At 57.1% G+C, this 22,966-nt stretch carries 20 protein-coding genes; 13 read left to right on the top strand and 7 right to left on the bottom strand.

Annotation, left to right across the window (positions count from 1 at the left end; translation table 11 throughout):
• The first annotated feature begins 339 nt into the window (after positions 1-339).
• The 6 genes from rhtA to ybiO all read left to right on the top strand — a co-directional run bounded on the left by rhtA (position 340) and on the right by ybiO (position 6,927).
• On the top strand, positions 340-1,227 hold the full coding sequence (gene rhtA, locus ACQUTD_RS18590) for a threonine/homoserine exporter RhtA (RefSeq protein ID WP_473276991.1): 888 nt from the start codon (positions 340-342) through the stop codon (positions 1,225-1,227).
• A gap of 275 nt (positions 1,228-1,502) precedes the next feature.
• A complete protein-coding gene (gene dps / locus ACQUTD_RS18585; protein WP_072567919.1) occupies positions 1,503-2,006 on the top strand; it encodes a DNA starvation/stationary phase protection protein Dps in 504 nt (167 codons plus the stop codon).
• Positions 2,007-2,365: 359 nt separating this feature from the next.
• Complete coding sequence (glnH, locus tag ACQUTD_RS18580) at positions 2,366-3,109, top strand: glutamine ABC transporter substrate-binding protein GlnH (RefSeq protein WP_072567918.1); 744 nt, start codon at positions 2,366-2,368, stop codon at positions 3,107-3,109.
• A gap of 81 nt (positions 3,110-3,190) precedes the next feature.
• Positions 3,191-3,850 (top strand): glutamine ABC transporter permease GlnP, encoded by a 660-nt coding sequence (gene glnP / locus ACQUTD_RS18575; protein WP_072567917.1) that lies wholly within the window; start codon positions 3,191-3,193, stop codon positions 3,848-3,850.
• Positions 3,847-4,569, top strand: coding sequence for a glutamine ABC transporter ATP-binding protein GlnQ (gene glnQ / locus ACQUTD_RS18570; RefSeq protein ID WP_318376515.1), 723 nt, complete (start codon positions 3,847-3,849; stop codon positions 4,567-4,569). The genes glnP and glnQ overlap by 4 nt, the downstream gene beginning before the upstream one ends.
• Before the next feature lie 123 nt (positions 4,570-4,692).
• Positions 4,693-6,927, top strand: a complete 2,235-nt coding sequence (gene ybiO / locus ACQUTD_RS18565) for a mechanosensitive channel protein (RefSeq protein WP_473276987.1) — start codon at positions 4,693-4,695, stop codon at positions 6,925-6,927.
• On the opposite strand, the gene rlmF is transcribed toward ybiO, so the two are convergent.
• A complete protein-coding gene (gene rlmF / locus ACQUTD_RS18560; RefSeq protein ID WP_473276985.1) occupies positions 6,917-7,849 on the bottom strand; it encodes a 23S rRNA (adenine(1618)-N(6))-methyltransferase RlmF in 933 nt (310 codons plus the stop codon). The genes ybiO and rlmF overlap by 11 nt on opposite strands.
• Before the next feature lie 100 nt (positions 7,850-7,949).
• On the opposite strand from rlmF, the gene ACQUTD_RS18555 reads away from it, so the two are divergent.
• From ACQUTD_RS18555 to ybiJ, 3 genes are all read left to right on the top strand, one after another.
• Positions 7,950-8,564, top strand: a complete 615-nt coding sequence (locus ACQUTD_RS18555; protein WP_318363579.1) for a flavin reductase family protein — start codon at positions 7,950-7,952, stop codon at positions 8,562-8,564.
• A 67-nt stretch (positions 8,565-8,631) separates the two neighbouring features.
• Complete coding sequence (locus ACQUTD_RS18550; protein WP_072567912.1) at positions 8,632-8,898, top strand: DksA/TraR family C4-type zinc finger protein; 267 nt, start codon at positions 8,632-8,634, stop codon at positions 8,896-8,898.
• A gap of 285 nt (positions 8,899-9,183) precedes the next feature.
• Positions 9,184-9,444 carry a DUF1471 family protein YbiJ gene (ybiJ, locus tag ACQUTD_RS18545; protein WP_473276983.1) on the top strand — a complete coding sequence of 87 codons (261 nt, stop codon included), beginning with the start codon at positions 9,184-9,186 and terminating at the stop codon, positions 9,442-9,444.
• Positions 9,445-9,577: 133 nt separating this feature from the next.
• Here the strand turns inward: ybiJ and ybiB are convergent, their stop codons facing one another.
• From ybiB to rhlE, 6 genes are all read right to left on the bottom strand, one after another.
• Positions 9,578-10,543, bottom strand: coding sequence for a DNA-binding protein YbiB (gene ybiB, locus ACQUTD_RS18540; protein ID WP_473276982.1), 966 nt, complete (start codon positions 10,541-10,543; stop codon positions 9,578-9,580).
• Positions 10,544-10,567: 24 nt separating this feature from the next.
• Positions 10,568-12,724, bottom strand: a complete 2,157-nt coding sequence (gene dinG, locus ACQUTD_RS18535) for an ATP-dependent DNA helicase DinG (RefSeq protein WP_473276981.1) — start codon at positions 12,722-12,724, stop codon at positions 10,568-10,570.
• Between the two features lie 127 nt (positions 12,725-12,851).
• Positions 12,852-14,180, bottom strand: a complete 1,329-nt coding sequence (locus ACQUTD_RS18530) for a 6-phospho-alpha-glucosidase (protein WP_234007181.1) — start codon at positions 14,178-14,180, stop codon at positions 12,852-12,854.
• Positions 14,181-14,188: 8 nt separating this feature from the next.
• Positions 14,189-15,793 carry a PTS transporter subunit EIIC gene (locus ACQUTD_RS18525; RefSeq protein ID WP_318363583.1) on the bottom strand — a complete coding sequence of 535 codons (1,605 nt, stop codon included), beginning with the start codon at positions 15,791-15,793 and terminating at the stop codon, positions 14,189-14,191.
• A gap of 127 nt (positions 15,794-15,920) precedes the next feature.
• Positions 15,921-16,655 carry a GntR family transcriptional regulator gene (locus tag ACQUTD_RS18520; RefSeq protein WP_318376523.1) on the bottom strand — a complete coding sequence of 245 codons (735 nt, stop codon included), beginning with the start codon at positions 16,653-16,655 and terminating at the stop codon, positions 15,921-15,923.
• Between the two features lie 94 nt (positions 16,656-16,749).
• Positions 16,750-18,087, bottom strand: coding sequence for an ATP-dependent RNA helicase RhlE (rhlE, locus tag ACQUTD_RS18515; protein WP_318363585.1), 1,338 nt, complete (start codon positions 18,085-18,087; stop codon positions 16,750-16,752).
• Positions 18,088-18,316: 229 nt separating this feature from the next.
• On the opposite strand from rhlE, the gene cecR reads away from it, so the two are divergent.
• Genes cecR through ACQUTD_RS18495 form a run of 4 tightly spaced genes read left to right on the top strand, consistent with a single transcriptional unit; the run spans position 18,317 to position 22,841 of the window.
• On the top strand, positions 18,317-18,994 hold the full coding sequence (cecR, locus tag ACQUTD_RS18510) for a transcriptional regulator CecR (RefSeq protein ID WP_072567906.1): 678 nt from the start codon (positions 18,317-18,319) through the stop codon (positions 18,992-18,994).
• A complete protein-coding gene (gene hlyD / locus ACQUTD_RS18505) occupies positions 18,991-19,986 on the top strand; it encodes a secretion protein HlyD (RefSeq protein ID WP_072567905.1) in 996 nt (331 codons plus the stop codon). Before cecR ends, hlyD begins: the two co-directional genes overlap by 4 nt.
• Complete coding sequence (locus ACQUTD_RS18500; protein ID WP_473276980.1) at positions 19,979-21,715, top strand: ATP-binding cassette domain-containing protein; 1,737 nt, start codon at positions 19,979-19,981, stop codon at positions 21,713-21,715. Before hlyD ends, ACQUTD_RS18500 begins: the two co-directional genes overlap by 8 nt.
• On the top strand, positions 21,708-22,841 hold the full coding sequence (locus tag ACQUTD_RS18495) for an ABC transporter permease (RefSeq protein ID WP_318363587.1): 1,134 nt from the start codon (positions 21,708-21,710) through the stop codon (positions 22,839-22,841). Before ACQUTD_RS18500 ends, ACQUTD_RS18495 begins: the two co-directional genes overlap by 8 nt.
• Positions 22,842-22,966: the final 125 nt, after the last annotated feature.

Below are 22,966 nucleotides of genomic sequence, written 5' to 3'. Positions count from 1 at the left end.
TGCTTCAAGTAAATCCTAAGTTTTAAATATATCAAAAATAGTCAGGAAACTCCTGGCGGTTTACGTTGTCTAAGGGCTCTTTTCCTGTAACAGAACGTTTCCAGCACTGACTATCTCTTTCAAAATGCAGCGGTTTTCCCACACAGGACGCTATTTTTACGCGAGAAACGCAACATATTCATCCAGATTAATCCTAATCAAACGGCGATTAATCCATCAACTATGGCCTATTGTACGGATTTGCGGCGACTTTTTTTCAACGAAGGTTCAACCGTGGGCAGGTATTTCCATTACACTGCCTTCTTTTACTTCGTTTGACATAAATTGACAGGAGAAAGGATGCCTGGATTGTCCCGTAAAACGCCGGTATGGATGCCCGTACTGGTGATCCTTATTGCCATGCTCTCTATTCAGAGCGGGGCTTCGCTGGCGAAATCGCTCTTTCCGTTAATTGGCGCGCCCGGCGTCACCGCCCTGCGTCTGGCTCTCGGCACGCTCATCCTTGTGATCATCTTCAAGCCGTGGCGCTTACGTTTTACTAAAGCGCAGCGCAAGCCGCTGCTGCTTTATGGATTATCCCTCGGGGCGATGAACTATCTCTTTTACTTATCTATCCAGACGGTGCCGCTGGGGATCGCGGTGGCGCTGGAGTTCACCGGCCCACTGGCGGTGGCGCTCTTTGCGTCCCGGCGCGCGGTGGATTTTATCTGGGTGGCGCTGGCGGTGCTCGGACTGTGGTTTCTGCTGCCCCTCGGCCAGGATGTCTCACATGTTGATCTGACCGGTGCGGCGCTGGCCCTTGGCGCGGGAGCCTGCTGGGCTATCTATATATTAAGCGGCCAGCGTGCCGGGGAAGAACACGGTCCGGCAACGGTGGCCATTGGTTCGCTGATCGCCGCGCTGGTGTTTGTGCCGGTCGGCGTCTGGCAGGCGGGCGATGCCCTGTGGCACTGGTCGGTCTTACCGCTGGGACTGGGCGTGGCGATCCTCTCTACGGCGCTGCCCTACTCGCTGGAGATGGTGGCGCTAACCCGTCTGCCGACCCGCACCTTCGGTACGCTGATGAGTATGGAACCCGGACTGGCGGCGCTGTCGGGCATGGTTTTCCTGGGGGAAAACCTGACGCTGACCCAGTGGCTGGCTCTGCTCGCTATCATTACGGCGTCCATGGGATCGACCCTGACGCTGCGCCGTGAAGCGAAAATTGAGAAAGTGGATATCAGTTAAATTATATTTCCGGGCGCCAGGCGAAGCGCCCGGAATAATCCCTGCGCTGTTTCGCTTTATTTTCAGTAATATTTACTCACACTCTCCCGTCCCGCACAGAATTAAGAATCATTCCTAAAAAAATCCTCAACACACTGAAATTGAATGTAATTTATTTTTTCTTATCATCGTCGCTATTAAACCGATAGGCAGAGACGAAAAGCAAAGCCAGGATCCGCTGCTATACTTAGTTCCAGTAATTACCCGGGACATAAACATCAAGAGGATATGAGATTATGAGTACCGCTAAACTGGTAAAAACGAAAGCTTCCGATCTGCTTTATACCCGCAATGATGTCTCTGATAACGATAAGAAAGCGACTATCGAGTTGCTGAATCGTCAGGTGGCCCAGTTCATTGACCTGTCTCTGATCACCAAGCAGGCGCACTGGAACATGCGCGGCGCAAACTTTATCGCTGTTCACGAAATGCTGGATGGCTTCCGTACAGGTCTGGTGGATCATCTGGATACCATGGCAGAACGTGCTGTACAGCTGGGCGGTGTTGCGCTGGGTACCACTCAGGTTATCAACAGCAAAACCCCGCTGAAAAGCTACCCGCTGGACATTCATTCCGTTCAGGAACACCTGAAAGAGCTGGCCGACCGCTACGCGGTAGTGGCAAACGATGTGCGTAAAGCCATCAGCGAAGCGCAGGATGAAGACACCGCTGACATTCTGACCGCCGCATCACGCGACCTGGATCAGTATCTGTGGTTCATTGAATCCAATATCGAATAAGTATTGTGATTTGCTATGACCCCTCGCCCCGGCGGGGGGTTTTGCACATTTATGGTGCATCCTTTCATTCCCTCCCGCCGTCAATCGTGAAAAAGATGTAATAATCACTTCACACAATCGTTAATAAAAGATTGTTTCCTGCCCATTTCCTGCGTTAAAAATAGACGTCTCCCGGTGCCCGGTGTAACTGCACTAAAATAGCGCCCCATCATGGTGCATTCCGTTGCCGTTGCGCTGCTTTTAGTGCACCCCGGCGATGACACGTCTTTACAAAACAACAGGTTGTAAACCTGGCACGATTTTTTCATACTGCACAGGTTCTCTCAGGGGATCGCCCCGTGGATATAAAAGGAAATGCTATGAAGTCTGTATTAAAAGTTTCCCTGGCTGCTCTGACCCTGGCATTTGCGGTTTCGTCTCACGCCGCCGATAAACTGGTTGTGGCAACAGATACTGCTTTCGTTCCGTTCGAATTCAAACAAGGCGATAAATACGTTGGTTTCGATGTGGATCTGTGGGCTGCCGTGGCGAAAGAGCTGAAGCTGGATTACCAGCTGAAACCTATGGATTTCAGCGGCATTATCCCGGCTCTGCAAACCAAAAACGTCGACGTGGCGCTGGCGGGTATCACTATTACTGAAGAACGTAAAAAAGCGATCGACTTCTCTGATGGCTACTACAAGAGCGGTCTGCTGGTGATGGTGAAAGCCGACAACAACGACGTGAAGAGCGTAAAAGATCTGGACGGTAAAGTCGTTGCCGTGAAAGGCGGTACCGGCTCTGTTGACTACGCAAAAGCCAACATCAAAACCAAAGATCTGCGTCAGTTCCCTAACATCGACAATGCCTATATGGAACTGGGCACCAACCGTGCCGACGCGGTGCTGCATGACACCCCGAACATTCTCTACTTCATCAAAACCGCCGGTAACGGTAAGTTCAAAGCGGTAGGCGATTCTCTGGAAGCGCAGCAGTACGGTATCGCATTCCCGAAAGGCAGCGACGATCTGCGTAACAAAGTTAACGGCGCGCTGAAAACCCTGAAAGAGAACGGCACTTATAACGAAATCTACAAAAAATGGTTCGGTACCGAGCCTAAATAATAATCATAAGTTTTAACAAGTTAGTTCAGGGGCGGCCATTCGCCCCTGCTGTTTTTAAACCACGGTTTACAGGAATTCATCATGCAGTTTGACTGGAGTGCCATCTGGCCTGCCATTCCGCTTCTCTTAGAAGGCGCCAAAATGACGCTGTGGATCTCGGTCCTCGGTCTCGCTGGCGGCCTGCTTATCGGTCTTGCCGCCGGTTTCGCCCGCAGTTTCGGCGGCTGGCTGGCTAACCACATCGCGCTGGTCTTTATCGAAGTGATCCGCGGCACGCCTATCGTCGTGCAGGTGATGTTCATCTATTTTGCGCTGCCCATGGCGTTTAACGACCTGCGTATCGATCCGTTCAGCGCCGCCGTCGTGACCATTATGATCAACTCCGGCGCCTACATTGCCGAGATCACCCGCGGCGCCGTGCTGTCTATCCATAAAGGCTTCCGCGAAGCGGGTCTGGCGCTGGGGCTGTCGCGCCGCGAAACCATTCGCCACGTGATCCTGCCGCTGGCGCTGCGCCGTATGCTGCCGCCGCTGGGCAACCAGTGGATCATCAGCATTAAAGATACCTCCCTGTTTATTGTTATCGGCGTCGCCGAACTGACACGTCAGGGCCAGGAGATCATCGCCGGCAACTTCCGTGCGCTGGAAATCTGGAGCGCCGTTGCGGTCTTCTATCTGATCATCACCCTGGTGCTGAGCTTTATTCTGCGTCGTCTTGAAAGAAGGATGAAAATCCTGTGATTGAATTTAAAAATGTTTCCAAGCACTTTGGCCAGACCCAGGTGCTGCACAATATCGATTTGAACATCAAACAGGGTGAAGTGGTGGTGATTATCGGGCCGTCCGGCTCCGGTAAATCGACGCTCTTACGCTGCATTAACAAGCTGGAAGAGATCACCAGTGGCGATCTGATTGTTGACGGTCTGAAAGTGAACGATCCGAAGGTGGATGAGCGGCTGATCCGTCAGGAAGCCGGTATGGTGTTCCAGCAGTTTTATCTGTTCCCGCACCTGACCGCGCTGGAAAATGTGATGTTCGGCCCGCTGCGCGTGCGTGGCGCGAACAAAAAAGACGCCGAAGTGCAGGCCAAAGCGCTGCTGGCGAAAGTCGGCCTTGCTGAACGTGCGCATCACTACCCGTCGGAGCTGTCCGGTGGGCAGCAGCAGCGTGTTGCTATCGCCCGCGCCCTGGCGGTGAAGCCGAAAATGATGCTGTTTGATGAGCCAACCTCAGCGCTGGATCCGGAGCTGCGCCATGAAGTGCTGAAGGTGATGCAGGATCTGGCGGAAGAAGGCATGACGATGGTGATCGTGACCCATGAAATCGGCTTTGCTGAAAAAGTGGCCTCACGCCTGATCTTCATTGATAAAGGCCGCATTGCCGAAGACGGCAATCCGCAGGCGCTGATTGAAAATCCGCCAAGCCCGCGTCTGCAGGAATTCTTACAGCACGTGTCGTAACTGCCCGGCCCTCTCTCCCGGAGAGGGCTGTTTTCCACCCCGCCTGGATTTCTCCCATTTCCCGTCGCCGCCCTGCCATCCTCTATACTTATCCTTTTGTTGTGCTTTTCTCAGGAGGAGTCCGTGAAGTGGATCTTGTTGCTGCTTAGCCTGTTCTTCATGCCGCTGCACGCGGCGACAATTCCTGGCGTCACGTCAGGCGCTACTGCCACCCCGGCCGAAACCACCCCCGCAGAGCCAGATGCCGAGCAAAAAAAAGCCGCCTATGGCGCGCTGGCGGATGTGCTGGAAAACAGCGCGTCGCGGGAGGAGTTGATCGGTCAGTTACGTAATGCGGCCGCCACGCCAGCCACAGGGCAAGCGCCGACCATCACGCCTCCGGTAGTAGTCGAAGAAACCACCGTGCTGGAGAACGTCACCGCCGTCACCCGCCATTACGGCGATGAACTGGCCTCCCGTTTCGCGCAGCTGTATCGCAACATTACCGGTTCGCCGCATAAAGCGTTTAATCCGCAGACCTTTTACAACGCCGCCTCGCATTTTCTGATGCTGGCGGTGAGCGTGTTCGTCTTCTTCTGGGTGGTGCGCTTTAGCGTCTCGCCGCTGTACCGCAAAATGGGCACCTGGGCGCGGCGTAAAAACCGCGAGCACGCCAACTGGTTACAGTTACCGGCAATGATCATAGGCGCGTTTATTATCGACATCATGCTGCTGGCCCTGACGCTGTTTGTCGGCCAGCTGTTGAGTGATAACCTCAACGGCGGCAACCGCACTATCGCCTTCCAGCAGGGACTGTTCCTGAACGCTTTTGCACTGATTGAGTTTTTCAAAGCCATACTGCGGCTGATTTTCTGCCCGCGCTTTCCCGATCTGCGTCCGTTTCCGGTGAAAGATGAGGCGGCAAAATACTGGCATCTGCGCCTGAGCGCCTTAAGCAGCCTGATCGGCTATGGCCTGTTGGTGGCGGTGCCCATCATTTCCAATCAGGTGAATGTGCAGGTGGGCGCGGTGGCGAACGTCATTATCATGCTCTGCATCACCAGCTGGGCGCTGTATTTGATCTTTCATAACAGGATCACCGTCCAGCAAAATCTCATCCATCTGGCGGATCGCTCGCTGTCGTTTTTCAGCCTCTTTATCCGCGCCTTTGCACTGGTGTGGCACTGGCTGGCCAGCGCTTACTTCGTGGTGCTGTTCTTCTTCTCGCTGTTCGATCCCGGCAACAGCCTGAAGTTTATGATGAGCGCGTCGCTGCACAGTCTGGCTATCATCAGCGTTGCCGCCTTTGCTTCGGGAATTTTGTCGCGCTGGCTCACCAAGACCATCACCCTGTCGCCCCATGTGCAACGTAACTATCCGGAGCTGCAAAAGCGCGTTAATGGCTGGATCTCCGCCTCGCTGAAAGTGGCGCGTATTCTGGTGGTCTGCGTGGCGATCATGCTGCTGCTCAATGCCTGGGGTCTGTTTGATTTCTGGAACTGGCTGCATAACGGCGCAGGCGAGAAAACCGTGGATATTCTGATCCGCATCGCGCTGATCCTGTTCTTCTCCGCCGTCGGCTGGACGGTGCTGGCCAGTCTTATCGAAAACCGCCTGTCTTCCGATATTCACGGCCGCCCGCTGCCGAGCGCCCGTACCCGTACCCTGCTGACGCTGTTCCGTAATGCGCTGGCGGTGGTGATCAGCACCATCACGGTGATGATTGTGCTGTCGGAGATTGGCGTGAACATCGCGCCGCTGCTGGCGGGTGCCGGGGCGCTGGGTCTGGCGATCTCTTTTGGTTCGCAGACGCTGGTGAAAGATATTATTACCGGGGTGTTTATTCAGTTTGAAAACGGGATGAACACCGGCGATCTGGTGACCATCGGGCCGCTGACCGGCACGGTGGAACGCATGTCGATCCGCTCGGTGGGCGTGCGCCAGGATACCGGCGCGTACCACATTATTCCCTGGTCCTCGATCACCACCTTCGCCAACTTCGTGCGCGGCATCGGCTCGATAGTGGCGAACTACGATGTCGATCGCCATGAAGATGCGGATAAAGCGAATCAGGCGCTGAAGGATGCGGTGGGGGAACTGATGGCGCGGGAGGATATTCGCGGGCTGATCATCGGCGAACCAACTTTTGTCGGCATCGTCGGTCTGACCAACACCGCCTTTACCCTGCGCGTGACCTTCACCACGCAGCCGCTCAAGCAGTGGACGGTGCGCTTTGCGCTGGACAGCATGGTGAAGAAATACTTCGATCTGGCAGGGGTACGCCCGCCAGTGCAGACTTACCAGGTGCTGGCGCAGCCTGCCACGCCGCCATCTGCCGCGTCGCAGGAACTGCCGCCGCCCGCCGCCCCTACGCTTTAAAGCGGGTATTTGCCCAGCGGCGACGCTGGGCGTCATCCATAAAGGTCCAGGCGATAAAGCGACTCTGCTTTTGCCCCTGGGCCATCTCTTTTTTCACCACTTTCACCGCCCCGGCTTCGGTCAGCGCGCGGTACAGCGGCGGCAGGTTTTCCCCGCGTGACACCAGCGAGCTGAACCACAGCACCTGACGTCCAAAGGCCTGGCTTTCGGCGATCATCTGCGTGATAAAAGCCACTTCCCCGCCTTCGCACCACAGTTCCTGCTGCTGACCGCCAAAGTTCAGCGCGTCGCTGCTCTGACCGAGATTCCGGCGCTTGCGCTCGTTGCCGGCGCGGGCAGCGGCAGCCGAGTCGTGGAACGGCGGGTTACAGAGCGTGGCGTCATATTGTTCGTTTTTGTGGATGATCCCGTTAAGAACAGACGCAGGATCTTTCTGACGACGCAGACGCACGGCGCGGGTCAGGCCAGGATTGCCGTTAATAATCGCCTGGGCGCTGGCAAAAGCCTCGTTGTTGACTTCCGTGCCGGTAAAGCGCCAGCCGTATTCGTGATGGCCGATCAGCGGGTAGATGCAGTTCGCGCCCACGCCCACGTCCAGCACGCTCGCCTGACGCGGCACAGCACCGTCGGCGCTTTCCGCCAGCAGATCCGCCAGATGATGAATATAATCCGCGCGGCCCGGCACCGGCGGACAGAGAAACCCTTGCGGAATATCCCAGTGGGCGACGCCATAGAAATGCGCCAGCAGCGCTTTATTCAGGGCTTTCACGGCGAGGGGATCGGCAAAGTTCACCGTCGCCTCACCCGTTGGCGTGGCAATAATATAGCCACGCAGCTCCGGGCAGTCCTGACAAAGGGCATCAAGATCGTAGCGGCTGTGATGGCGGTTTCGCGGGTGTAATCCCGGCTTCTGGGCAGTCATGGCATTCTCCTTTCAACAGCGGCGTAAGATACCCGTTGACGGCGGCGCGGTAAATAAGTGACGCTCGCTATTCTGATTTAATCGTAAAAACGGGTGAACTATGTATTTTTATCAGCCAGCACTGGGGCACGGCCTGCCGCACGATCCACTGAATGCCATTATCGGCCCGCGTCCCATCGGCTGGATCGCGTCGCAGGATAGCCAGGGGCAGCGTAATCTTGCGCCCTACAGTTTTTTTAACTGCTTTAACTATCGCCCACCGATCATTGGCTTCTCCAGCACCGGCTGGAAAGACAGCGTACGAAACATTACTGAAACCAAAGAGTTCGTCTGGAACCTGACCACCTTTGATCTGGCGGTGCGGATGAATGAAAGCTCCGCGTCCCTGCCCCACGACGAGGACGAGTTTGTGCGCGCCGGTCTGACGCCGGTGGCAAGCCAGGTGGTGAGCGTACCGCGCGTCGCCGAAAGCCCGGTCAATTTCGAATGCCGCCTGTCCCAGTGTATTCAGCTGACCGCCGCCGACGGTACGCCTATTGACAGCTGGCTGGTGCTGGGCGAAGTGGTCGGCATTCATATTGATGAATCCCTGCTGGAAAACGGGATTTATCAGACGGCTAAAGCCCGTCCGGTACTGCGTGCAGGCGGCCCGTCGGCTTACTATACCATCGACGAATCCCAGCGCTTCGACCTGGTTCGACCCGACGCGCGCTAAGCCTGTCGTCCTGGCTTGTCTGTACATGGTCTAAACTTAAGGTATGTACAGAGAGAAGGAGAAGGCGATGGCATCCGGTTGGGCAAATGATGGTGCAGTGCAGGATCAAATCGACAGCACTGTTGAAGACGCCGTGGCACGTGCACGGCGCGATCTGCCGAAGGGCGAAAGCCTGAAGGAGTGCGAAGAGTGCGGCGAACCTATTCCGGACGCGCGTCGTAAGGCGATCCCCGGCGTGCGTCTGTGTGTGAACTGTCAGCAGAAGAAAGATTTAAAAAATCAGGCTAACTCAGGATATAATCGCAGAGGTTCCAAGGACAGCCAGTTACGTTGACCTTTCCTGACGTAATATGACAGCGCAAGCGGTTGCGGGTGAGACCACAAAAAATCGCTCAGAAAGTAGCAAATCGTGCCGCTAACGCCGCTGTCGCGTCGTCCTGCCCGGCTTTGTACCCATTCATCTGAAAAATATATTGTTTATCAATTAATTAACGATCGTTCAATTTTTTAGAACAAGGTCGTCAATTCTCTTCGATTTTATCTTTCGCAAAATACTGTGATACTTATCACATCGACGGAACATCGTCCCCTTAACAGAATTATCTGCGAGAGATTACCAATGAAAACCATTAAATATGCTGTTGCCGCCATCGCCCTTTCCACCCTGTCATTCGGCGCGTTTGCCGCCCAGGCAGTGACTGCTGAACAGGCGCAGAATATGAACAAAATCGGTGTTGTTGCTGCCGACGGCGCGACCACGCTGGATGGTCTGGAAGCACAGCTGGCGCAGAAAGCGGCTGAAGCTGGCGCGACCGGTTACAGCATCACTTCCGCTAACACCAGTAACAAAATGAGCGGCACCGCGGTTATCTACAAATAATCGACTGAATGCTTTACACCTGCGGGTTACCCGCCCGCCGGTGCGTTTTACCCTCATCATATGTTGTATTTTGCAATACCAGAGTGTTATTACCCTTGTTGCCCGTCCGGCCCTGGACGGGCTTTTTTTTGCCTTAAAAACGGGCGTTGACCTGCGCCAGCCCCGCCTCAATGGAATCGGCCTGACCTGCGGCATACAGGCAGCAGGCCATTTGCGTTTTCAGTGATTGCGGCACCGCTTCGCTGCCTACAATGCAGCGCTCGATCCAGCGCGCGGTGGTGTGTGGATCTTTGGCGTCTGGCAGCGAGACGCCGGTTTGCTCTTCGGCCTGGCGCTCAAGGATGACGCGCGCGCCCTGGCTGTCTATTAATGTCATCTGCGGGCAGCGCTGCGGGTTGGCATACACTTCCCCTTCAGTGCCGTGCATCAGCAGGCCGCGTCCGCCAATATCACTGAAGAATTTCGCCACCCGCGGCACATACTCCGGATGGGAAACGCTGGAGAGGCGCAGGGCGGCGTCTTCGGCGAACGGCGTCGCCAGCTTCGCCAGTGTGTGGGCGCTGTTACGCACCCCCATGCGCCAGCGCATCGCCAGCTGGTTTTCCAGCGGCGGACAGAGGGCGCTGACGGGAATATAAACTGGCTGATGACCGTCCAGCTTCGCCTGCGCCTGACCCGCCAGATGCGTGGCCTCAATACCGAGCAACGCGAAAATCGTTTCCGTCACCACACGGGTGGGATCTTCGCTGACGCCGTGCACCACCACCGGAAAACCGAGTTTATGCAGCAGGATCGCCAGCAGCGGCGTCAGGTTGGCCTGTTTACGCGCGCCGTTATAGCTCGGAATAACAATCGGCATCGGCTTTGCCACCGGCGGCGTCAGGCGCATGGTCTGCTGCTGCATGGCGTCATAGAAGCCGAGCATTTCCGCTTCGCCCTCGCCTTTGATGCGCAGCGCGATCAGAATGCCGCCCATTTCCAGCTCCGGCACCTCGCCGTTCAGCATGTGCGTGTACAGCGCGCGTGCGGTATCAAAATCCAGATCGCGGGCGTGATTTTTGCCGCGCCCGACCTCTTTGATGATCTTGCGATAGTCCATGAAATCTCCTTCCCGTGCCCCAGGTTAGCGTCGTCGGCGACGGCTCTGTTTTGCGTCTGCTTTTGGTTTACTTTTCACTATAACGTCCGGGACGGCCGGTTGTGAAATAGGAAATACCGGTAGCGCGTTAAGCAGACGCTTGCCATAGCTTTTGGTGAGCAGACGTTTATCGTAGATCACCACTTCGCCGTGACAGCTATGGCTTCTGATCAGTCGCCCCACCTGCTGGATCAGGTTAAAGGAAGCGCTCGGCAGACTTTGCACTTCAAAAGGGTAGCGGTTGAGGCTTTTCAGCCATTCGCCTTCGGTGATCACCACCGGGCTGTCGATAGGCGGGAAGGCGATTTTATGAATATGCACCTGCGTCAGGTAATCGCCTTTCAGATCCAGCCCTTCGGCAAAGGATTGCAGGCCGACCAGCACGCTGCGCTCGCCGCCGTCGATGCGTTTACGGTGCAGTTCCACCAGCCGGTAGCGTGGCTGATCCCCCTGCACCAGCAGCAACAGCCGCAGGTCGGTGACAAAGGTCAGAAACAGCTGCATGGCGCGCCCGCTGGCAAACAGCACCAGCATGCCTTTATGGACTTTGCTCTCCAGCTGTTCCCGAAAATAGGTCGCCATCTCCGCGATGTGCCGCTCTTCATGCTCCATCAGCGGTTCGTACTTCATCTGCGGGATAACAATTTTTCCCTGCTCGACATGATTAAAGGGCGAATCCAGCGCCACAAAACGGTCCCCCGCTTTCTCTTTCAGGCCGCTCATCTCCTGAAGCCGGGTAAAGCTGTTCAGTGAGCGCAGCGTGGCGGAAGTGACGATAATATGCGGCACGCTGCGCCACAGCAGCTTTTCCAGCTGATCGCTGACGCGAATGCCTACGCAGTGGAAGAACAGATGCAGCTGGCCGTCGCGCAGCTCGCGCGTCGCCCATTTCGATACCGGCGCGCCGGACGCCTGCGCCATAGACGCCAGCCGCCACAGCTTGCTCTGGCCTTCAAACATGCCGAGGGCGCGGTTCATTTGCAGGATCACCCGGTGCAGACGCACGATGTCGTGCTGGCCGGTCTTCTCGCTCAGATCGCTTAAGAAGAGATCCGCTAACCCGCGCAGCATGTCGGTGAGCTTTGCCAGCCGCTGGCAGATCTCCATGATTTCATCCGGCAGCTCGCCCATCGCAAAACGATGCTCAGCCGCCTGGCCTGCGGGCATGTACAGATTCAGAATATTGTTCAGCGAGGCGATCAGCTCATACAGCTCCTCGCAATGGGCATTCAGCCGCTCCGGCGTCGCCAGCGGCGGCGTGGTTTTCGGGCGGAACTGCTCCATGCAGGTGGACACCAGTTTGGTGAACAGATCCAGCTGCAGACGGTACCAGGGCGCGCTGATCTCCGCGCTCATCTCCAGCGCATCCCGCGCTACATCCGGCAGATGATGGCCTTCATCCAGCACCAGCAGCAGGTTTTTCGGCTCCGGCAGCACGGCTTCGGATTCCATCGCCGCCATCACCAGCGCGTGGTTTGCCACCACCACTTCCGCTTCCTGCACTTCCCGGCGCGCGACGAAGAACGGGCATTCCTTGTAGTAGTGGCAGTTACGGTTCAGACAGCTGGCTTTATCGGTAGAGAGCCGCGCCCAGAGCGCGTCTTCAATGTTCTGATCGGTGTGATCGCGCAGGCCGTCCCATTTGTAGCTGTCGAGATCGGCTTTAAGCCTGGCACATCGCTGCTGCTCTTCTTTGCTGCCGGGGGTCAGCTCGTCATCCATAAAGGCCAGCAGATCCTGTTGCATGGCGTCGCTGCTGGCAAGGGCCGCAAGGTTACGCGGACAAACATAGCGCCCGCGCCCGAAGGCGGCAGTAAAGCGCAAATCGGGGATGATTTTCTTCAGCAACGGCAGGTCTTTACTGAAGATCTGATCCTGCAACGCCACGTTAGCGGTACTGACCACCAGCGTTTTTTGCTCCTCGCGGGCGATAGCGATGCCGGGGATCAGATAGGAGAGGGTTTTACCGACGCCGGTGGGCGCTTCGATCGCCAGATGCCGCCCCTCTTCACCGGCGAGGGTTTTCGCCACATCGGCAATCATCTGCCGTTGCGGTGCGCGGGGAATAAAATCCGGGATCTGTTGTTGTAGCGCCTTGTACCAGGCGGCAATCTGCGTTTTTAGCGCGGCGGATAAGGCCATCGGGAAACCTGAAACACTGTATAAACAGCCACTATTGTGGCATTTTTAGCGTTCAGGCAGTACCTTTTTTTGCCGCCTCCGGAAGGCGGCTCGTAAAAACGGGAGAAGTTACCTTCTCCCGCTCCGCTTAGCGCAGTTCAGGCCAGTACTCTTTGTTGGCCTCGATCAGCGCATCCAGCACTTTGCGGGCTTTTTTCGCATCCACAATGGTGCGGTTGAGGGTCAGCGCCTGCAACGCTTTGGTGTAAGAGCCTTCAAACCAGGCCTCCACCGTCAGTCGCTCATAGGCAAACTGCTGCTCAATAAGCCCTTTATAGAAGGTCGGGATTTTGCCGACGCCATACGGACGCGCGCCGTTAACGCCGATTTCCGCCACCACTTCCACCATCACGTCGTCGTCAAGGTTCTCCACCAGACCGTTGTTCTCCAGCATGACGATAAATTTCTTCTTCAGATTGAAGGCGATGGCTTCCGCCAGCTCAACAATCATGTCGCCATGCGCGTCGTTATGCACGACTTTAACGTTTTGGGTGGTGCCTTCCGCCACCGCCGTGCGGCACTCCTCAAACACGCGTTTTTCGCGACCGTTCATCACTTCGTTGGCGCGAGTAAAGTTCGGATCCAGCTTCGAGAATTTGTATTCCGGATAGAGGTAGTACTGCAAATAGGTATTCGGCAGATAATCCGGGAAATCGCGCAGCATATCGGCGACGGCGGCGTAGGTATCCAGCCAGGACTGATCGCGCTGCTCGGCATCCGCCGGTTTAAAGCCGTTGTCGGAAATAATGGCTTTCAGTTCCGGCACCAGATCGACACCGTTTTCATCGTACAGGTGGGTGAACCAGCCGAAGTGGTTAAGACCAAAATAGACCGGCTCGAAGTTTTCCGGATTGCGTCCCAGCAGGCGACCGTAGGAGCGCAGCAGGTTCACCGGCTGGTCGCAGATATTCATGATGCGATCGTCGTCCGGGAAACGCTGGTTCAGCGCGTCGGCGACAATTGCCGCCGGGTTGGTATAGTTGAGGATCCACGCCTTCGGTGAGCGGGCGCGCACATCTTCCACCAGCTGGATCATGTCGCGGATCGAGCGCATACCGTAGGCGAAGCCGCCTGCCCCACAGGTTTCCTGACCGATCACGCCGAGGCTCAGCGGAATTTTTTCATCTTTTTCGCGCATCGCGTAGCCGCCGGTGCGCATCTGGCAGAAGATGAAATCCATATCGGTGAAGGCCACGTCTTTATCCGTGGTGTAGGTAAATTCCAGTTCCGGGTATTCTTCCCGGAACAGCACTTTCGCATACTCGCCAATGACCGCCTGGCGCTCTTCATTAACGTCAAACATCACCAGTTTCTTCAGCGGCAGACGCGCCTTGAGTTTGCATAATGCTTTTAATAAACCCGGCGTCCAGGTGGAACCACCGCCAACTAATACGATATTAAAAGTGTTTTTCATCATCAGTTCTCTTATTGCGTCTGTTGAATTAAATTTTGTTTTACGGCGCTGGCGATGCTTTCCACCTGCGGTCCGTAAATAACCTGAAGATCGTTCTCCGTCGTACGAATAAACCCACTGGCCCCGCTCTGTTTCAGCGCGGCTTCGTCCACTTTCGCCATATCGCGCAGTTTCACGCGCAGACGGGTAAAGCAGCAGTCAACGTGCTGAATATTCTCGCTGCCGCCCAGACCTTTCACGATCAGCGCGGTTTCACCGGACGGCTCCCCTGCCCCTGCCAGTACGCTGCGCACGCTCTCTTCATCCTCACGCCCCGGCGTTCTGGCATTGGTGCGCAAAATGACCCATTTGAAAACGAAGTAGTACGCCGGTGCCCAGATAGCGCCCTGTAGCAGACTGAACCACCAGTGGGTTTTCGTGCCGCCCAGTACGCCGAACACCATAAAGTCGATAAAGCCGCCCTGAATATTGCCGATCATCACCTCCAGCAACTGCGCGCTGGCAAAAGAAAGCCCGGACATGATGGCGTGGAATATGAACAGAATGGGTGAGACAAAGATGAAGCTGAATTCCAGCGGCTCGGTGATGCCGGTGGTAAACGAGGCCAGCGCGCCCGCCATCATCAGCGCTTTAACCCGCTGTTTATGCTCAGGACGGGCGCAGCGATAAATAGCCAGCGCGGCAGCAGGTAAACCGAACATCATCACCGGGATTTTGCCCTGCGCTAGGAAACGCGTGGCTTCGCGGGTAATGTCATCTGCCAGCGCGCCAGGATGCGCCAGCGCGTAGTTGAAGATAGAGAGCGCGCCGATCACGCTTTCGTTATCGACATGCACCATGCCGCCGACCGGGGTGAAACGCACGGTTTCATTAAGAATATGGTGCAGGCCGGTCGGGATCAGAATGCGTTCGGTAAAGGCATAAACAAAGGTGCCGAACGGCCCGGACTCGCCAATAAATTCGCCGATATGAATAATCGCCGTGGCAATAACTGGCCAGATTAACGACATTAAGACGCCGACCAGCGGCAGGACCACCACGGTAATAATAGGGACAAAGCGGCGGCCACCAAAATAGGCGATGGCCGCCGGGAGTTTAATCATATAAAAACGGTTATGCAGCAATACCGTGACCATGCCGGCAATCACCCCGCCGAGTACGCTCATCTGATAGGAAAATATCCCCAGCGTGCTGGCGAATTCCGCGGAATACATCACCGCTTCGGTCTGGCTGTAACCTTTTTCAACAAAGGCGGCTACAGAGGTGGTGGCGGGCGTTAAGCCCTGCACCAGCAGGCTGAAATTGACGCCGACGTGAAAGGTAATAAAGCCGATCACCGCTGCCAGCGCCGCGGTAGGTTTTTCATCCCGCGCCAGCCCGATGGCGGCGGCAATGGCAAAGAGCAGGGGTAAATTAGCAAACAGCGATCCGGCCACTTTGCGTATAAAGCCGATGATGTGCTGCATCATCTGCGCATTCATCATCTCGGCACTGACAATCGCCGGATTCTGCAATGCCGCTGCAAGGCCAAGAAATATTCCGGCGGCGGCAATCACCGAAATCGGCATCATTAATGCCTTTCCTAAATCTTGTAAAAACTCGCCAGCGCGACTCATAGCGTGATCCTTATTGAAGTAAGTGATTTACGGATCGAAAACCTGCCATGAGTATAGCCAGCCAACATGTATAGTTGTCTAGCCCACTTATTTTATAACCAGAGATGGATCACAAATTCGCCGTTATTTACGGCCGTTCAGCGGTCAGCGTGAAGCGGTAATGCTGTTGGTTGTAATAGATTTCAGAAACTTCGAAGGGAATGCCTTCCGCAAGCCAGGCGACGGAAGTGGCATGGAGTACGGGTTCGTCACGATTAATACCGAGCATATCCCGCACGTCCTGAGACGGCAGCTCGGCGCGGATCTCTTTTTCTGAGCGGGCGACGGTATGCCCCTTGCGGCTGATGTAAGCGTATTTCGAGGCGTTGAGATCGGCTTCGCTCAGATCGCGAAACGGGGCGAGCAGCATCCACGACTGCTCAAACACGAAGGGGATGTCATCCAGCAGGCGCAGGCGTTTCATAAACCAGACCTCTTCCCCGGCCTGCAATTGCAGCTTGTCGGCAATATCGCCGGGCGCAGGCTGGCGCGACAGGCAGATCAGGCGGTTTATCACCGGCTCTTCAAGACCGAGCGTGGCTTCGCTGGAGGAGAGATGACGATCGAGAGGTAACGGAATGCGGAGGATTTTTTTCGGATGGGCGACAAAGGTGCCCTGCCCGCGACGGCGCTCGACTTTTCCCTGACGCACCAGATAATCCACGGCTTTGCGCGCCGTCATGCGCGACACCGAAAACTGCTGGCAGAGTTCATTTTCCGACGGAATGACGTCGCCCGGACGTAAATCACCGGCGCAGATACGGCGGGTCAGATACTGTTCAAGCTGTAAATATACCGGGACGGCAGAATGTTTATCGATCATCAGAGCGCTCCGCACAGAGTGAAGCGTATGTTAGCGATCCGCTGACAAAGTGACAACGCGGATTTTCCCTCTCCCGCAGGAGAGGGCGTTCCGGTTACTGGGCCGCCGGTTTGCGCGGACGCGGACGACGCGGTTTTTCACCGGCCGGTTTTGCTTCGCTGCTGCGGCGCGCGCCAGGCGCTGCGCTGTCGTTACGGCGTGGCTGCTGGCTGCGGCCATTGCCGCCCTGCCCGCGTCCACCGCCGCCGCCACGCTGCTGGCGACCGTTCTGAATAGGTTCCGCCTTGATGGACGGATCCGGCTCATAGCCCGGTACGGCGATACGCGGGATCTCTTTTTTCAGCAGACGTTCAATATCGCGCAGCAGTTTGTGCTCATCGACGCACACCAGCGATAGAGCCTCGCCGGTGGCGGCAGCACGGCCTGTACGGCCAATACGGTGCACATAGTCTTCCGGCACGTTTGGCAGTTCATAGTTCACCACGTGCGGCAGCTCTTCGATGTCCAGTCCACGGGCGGCGATATCCGTCGCCACCAGTACACGCAGATCGCCGGATTTGAAATCAGCCAGCGCCCGGGTACGTGCGCCCTGGCTTTTATTGCCGTGGATCGCCGCGCTGCGGATGCCGTCTTTGTTCAGCTGCTCCGCCAGATGGTTCGCGCCGTGCTTGGTACGGGTAAACACCAGCACCTGCCGCCAGTCGCCTTGGCCTATCAGCTGTGACAGCAGTTCCCGTTTGCGTTTTTTATCCACAAAGTGAACGTGCTGGGTGATCTGCTCAGAGGCGGTGTTGCGACGCGCCACTTCGATTTCCAGTGGGTTATGCAGCAGCTTTTCCGCAAGACCCTTGATCTCATCCGAGAAGGTGGCGGAGAACAGCAGGTTCTGACGCTTTTTCGGCAGCTTCGCCAGCACACGACGGATGTCGTGAATGAAGCCCATGTCGAGCATGCGATCTGCTTCGTCCAGCACGAGGATCTCCACGCTGTCGAGCTTCACGGCGTTCTGGTGTTCCAGATCCAGTAAGCGTCCCGGTGTCGCCACCAGTACGTCCACGCCGCCGCGCAGTTTCAGCATCTGCGGGTTAATGCTCACGCCGCCGAAGACCACCAGCGAGCGGATATTCAGGTATTTGCTGTATTCACGGACGTTTTCGCCCACCTGGGCCGCCAGCTCACGGGTTGGCGTCAGGATCAGCGCGCGCACCGGACGGCGGGCTTTGCTGTGCGGCTCGTTGTTCACCAGGTGCTGCAGTAACGGCAGCGTGAAGCCTGCGGTTTTGCCGGTACCGGTTTGAGCGCTGGCCATCAGGTCGCGCCCCTGCAACACGGCCGGAATGGCCTGCTGCTGAATAGGAGTAGGTTCGCGGTAGCCCTGCTCGGCAACGGCGCGCAGGATCTCAGGGTTTAAACCCAGTTCATCAAAAGACATAACAACTCCGAACCGCCCCGACCGTTACCGGTGTAGTTTTCAGGGAGATCAGTAACGTGACGGATGACAAAAACCACAATGTCATGAAGAGGCGGAGTGTAGCAGCTTTTGTGACATACCGCATAAATTATCCCGAAGGCGGTTGTCAGCAAAATAAATCACTGTACTGGACAAGGTCAAAAAACAAGCATAATGTTAATCAATCGATTGATTAATTTTTAATGACGCCATGAATGCATCCCTGAAAACCAGTAAAGGCGAACAGGCAAAAGGCCTGCTGATCAAAGCAGCGCTGGCGCAGTTTGGTGAGTATGGCCTGAATGCCACCACCCGTGAGATCGCCGCGCAGGCCGGGCAAAACATTGCCGCCATCCCTTACTATTTTGGTTCGAAAGAGGATCTTTACCTCGCCTGCGCCCAGTCGATTGCCGACTTTATCGGCGAGAATTTCCGTGCCCATGCCGAGGCCGCCGAGCGTCTGCTGGCGCAGCCCGCACCGGATAAAGCCGCCATCCGCGAGCTGATCCTCCGCGCCTGCAACAATATGATCCAGTTGCTGACCGAAGATGAAACCCTGCCGCTGAGCAAATTTATCTCCCGGGAGCAGCTCTCCCCCACCCGCGCCTATCATCTGATCCATGAGCAGGTGATCGATCCGCTGCACAGCCATTTAACGCGCCTGATCGCCGCCTTTACCGGGCGCGACGCCGGGGATACGCGCACGATTCTGCACACTCACGCCCTGCTCGGCGAGATCCTCGCCTTCCGTCTCGGACGGGAAACCATTTTACTGCGCGCAGGCTGGCAGGCGTTTGACGCCGGGAAGTGCGCGCAAATCTATGAAGTCATCTGCTGCCATCTCGATCTTATCCTCGAAGGATTAACGTTAAGGAGTCAGGAGTCATGAAAAAACCGGTGATTATCGCGCTGGCGATGGTGGCGGTGCTCGCTGTTATCGGCGCGGGCACGCTGTGGTATCAGAGCCGTCAGGATCAGCCGCTGACGCTGTACGGCAACGTGGATATTCGCACGGTGAATCTCAGCTTTCGCGTCGGCGGCCGTTTGCAGACGCTGAACGTCGATGAAGGGGACCGGCTGAAAGCGGGCCAGACGCTCGGCGTGCTGGATCGCGCCCCTTATGAGAACGCGCTGTTGCAGGCGAAGGCCAATGTCTCCACCGCGCAGGCGAAATACGATCTGACCATTGCGGGCTACCGTGATGAGGAGATCGCCCAGGCGGTGGCGGCGGTCAATCAGGCGCGCGCGGCCTATGACTATGCGCAAAACTTTTATCAGCGCCAGCAGGGGCTGTGGAAAAGCCGGGTGATCTCCGCCAACGATCTGGAGAACGCCCGTTCGTCACGGGATCAGGCGCAGGCCAGCCTGAAATCGGCGCAGGATAAGCTCAGCCAGTTCCGCGCCGGGAACCGGCCGCAGGAAATCGCCCAGGCGAAAGCGGGCCTTGAACAGGCACAGGCGCAGCTGGCCCAGGCGGAGCTGGATCTGCATGACACCACGCTGGTGGCGCCGTCCGACGGCACGGTGCTGACCCGCGCCGTGGAGCCGGGCAGTATGCTGAATGCGGGTAGCACGGTGTTAACCCTGTCCCTCACCCGCCCGGTGTGGGTGCGCGCCTATATCAATGAACAGAGCCTCGGCGAGGCGCGACCTGGCCGCGAAATCCTGCTCTATACCGATAGCCGCCCGGATAAGCCGTATCACGGCAAAATCGGCTTTGTTTCGCCAACGGCGGAGTTCACGCCGAAAACCGTCGAGACGCCGGATCTGCGCACCGACCTGGTGTATCGCCTGCGCATTATCGTCACCGATGCCGACGATAACCTGCGCCAGGGGATGCCGATCACCGCCACCTTCCAGGATGCCGCGGCGCATGAGTAATGACGGGATCCAGTTAAGCGGCCTGGTTAAACGCTTTGCCGGGATGGACAAGCCCGCCGTGGCGCGGCTGGACTGCGGGATCGCCTCCGGCTACGTCACCGGCCTGGTCGGGCCGGACGGCGCGGGCAAAACCACGCTGATGCGGATGCTGGCCGGGCTGATGAAGCCTGATGAGGGGGAAGCGCGGGTGCTGGGCTTCGATCCTGTCCAGGACGACCGCGCTCTGCATGCGGTGCTGGGCTATATGCCGCAAAAATTCGGCCTGTACGAAGATTTAACGGTGATGGAAAACCTCAATCTGTATGCCGATCTGCGCAGCGTCACCGGCGAAGCGCGAAAACAAACTTTTGCCCGGCTGCTGGAATTTACGGCCCTTGGCCCCTTCACCGGGCGGCTGGCGGGAAAACTTTCCGGCGGTATGAAGCAGAAGCTGGGGCTGGCCTGCACGCTGGTGGGCGAGCCGAAAGTGCTGCTGCTGGACGAGCCGGGGGTCGGCGTCGATCCTATCTCCCGCCGGGAGTTGTGGCAGATGGTGCATGAGCTGGCCGGGGACGGCATGCTGATTTTGTGGAGCACCTCCTATCTGGACGAGGCGGAACAGTGCCGCGATGTGCTGCTGATGAACGAAGGCGAACTGCTGTATCAGGGCGAGCCAAAAGCGCTGACGCAAACCATCGCCGGACGCAGTTTTCTGCTGCACAGCCCGCAGGAAAATAACCGTCGTCTGTTGCAGCGCGCGCTGAAGCTACCGCAGGTGAGCGACGGCATGATCCAGGGCAAATCGGTACGCCTGATCCTCAAAAAAGAGGCCACTGCCGATGACATTCGCCAGGCGCCCGGTATGCCGGACATTGAGATCGCTGAAACCGCGCCGCGCTTTGAGGATGCCTTTATCGACCTGCTCGGCGGCGCGGGGGCGTCAGAATCCCCGCTCGGCGCTATTCTGCACACCGTTACTGGCAGCGCGGACGAAACGGTGATCGAAGCGCAACAGCTTACCAAAAAATTCGGCGATTTCGCCGCCACCGATCACGTGGATTTCAGCGTGAAGCGCGGGGAGATCTTCGGCCTGCTCGGGCCGAACGGCGCGGGGAAATCCACCACCTTTAAAATGATGTGCGGCCTGCTGGTGCCGACGTCCGGTAAAGCACTGGTGCTGGGGATGGATCTGAAAGTCAGCTCCGGCAAAGCGCGGCAGCATCTCGGCTATATGGCGCAAAAATTCTCGCTGTACGGCAACCTGAGCGTTGAACAGAACCTGCGCTTTTTCTCCGGCGTCTATGGCCTGCGCGGGCGGGCGCAGGAGGAGAAAATCAACCGTATGAGCGAGGCGTTCGGCCTGAAAACGCTGGCCGGACAGGCGACGGACTCTCTGCCGCTCGGCTTTAAGCAGCGGCTGGCGCTGGCCTGCTCGCTGATGCACGAGCCGGATATTCTGTTTCTGGATGAGCCGACCTCCGGCGTCGATCCCCTCACCCGCCGTGAATTCTGGCTGCACATTAACAGCATGGTGGAAAAAGGCGTCACCGTGATGGTGACCACGCACTTTATGGACGAAGCGGAGTACTGCGATCGTATTGGCCTGGTGTATCGCGGCAAGCTGATCGCCAGCGGTACGCCGGACGATCTTAAAGCGCAGGCCGCCGACGAGGAGCAGCCGGATCCGACCATGGAGCAGGCGTTTATCCGCCTGATCAACGACTGGGACGAGGAGCACGCCAATGAGTAGTTCCGCTATAAGCTGGCGGCGGGTGCGCGCGCTGTGCGTGAAAGAGACGCGGCAGATCGTGCGCGATCCCAGTAGCTGGCTGATCGCCTTTGTCATTCCGCTGCTGTTGCTGTTTATCTTCGGCTACGGCATTAACCTTGATTCCAGCAAGCTGCGCGTCGGCGTGTTGCTTGAGCAGCGCAGCGAAGAGGCGCTGGATTTCACCCATGCAATGACCGGCTCCCCCTATATTGACGCCACCATCAGCAACAGCCGTCCGCAGCTGATTGAAATGATGCAGGCGGGACGCATTCGCGGTCTGGTGGTGATCCCGGTGGATTTCGCCGAAAAAATGGCGCGCCCCGGCGATGATGCGCCGGTGCAGGTGATCACCGACGGCAGCGAGCCGAATACCGCCAACTTTGTGCAGGGCTATGTGCAGGGCATCTGGCAGCTGTGGCAGACCCAGCGCGCCAGCGATCGTGGGGAAACCTTTGAACCGCTGATCGACGTGCAGATGCGCTACTGGTTTAACCCGGCGGCCATCAGCCAGCATTTTATTATTCCCGGCGCGGTGACCATCATTATGACGGTGATCGGCGCAATTCTTACCTCGCTGGTGGTGGCGCGGGAGTGGGAGCGCGGCACTATGGAGGCGCTGCTCTCCACCGAGGTGACGCGCGGCGAGCTGCTATTGTGCAAGCTGATCCCCTACTATTTTCTCGGCATGCTGGCGATGCTGCTGTGCATGCTGGTGTCGGTGTTCGTGCTGGGCGTGCCCTACCGCGGCTCGCTGTTGATACTGTTTTTGATCACCAGTCTGTTTTTACTGAGCACGCTCGGCATGGGGCTGTTGATTTCGACCATTACCCGCAACCAGTTTAATGCCGCGCAGGTGGCGCTGAACGCCGCGTTTCTGCCTTCGGTAATGCTGTCCGGCTTTATCTTTCAGATTGACAGTATGCCCGCCGCCATCCGCATGGTGACCTACATTATTCCGGCGCGTTATTTCGCCAGTACCCTGCAAAGCCTGTTTCTGGCGGGAAACATCCCGACGGTGCTGGTGATCAATACGCTGTTTCTGGTGGCCTCGGCGGCGATGTTTATCGGCCTGACGTGGATGAAAACCAAACGGCGGCTGGATTGATTATGCCCGGTGGCGCTGCGCTGACCGGGCCTACGGGACATGTAGGCCGGGCAAACAACGTGCCGCCCGGCGGGATTTGCCCGGTGGCGCTGCGCTTACCGGGCCTACGGGACACGTAGGCCGGG

This window comes from Enterobacter sp. K510 (assembly GCF_055804875.1).
The sequence above is the reverse complement of the archived record's forward strand: the minus strand, read 5'-3'. Positions and strand labels throughout refer to the sequence as shown.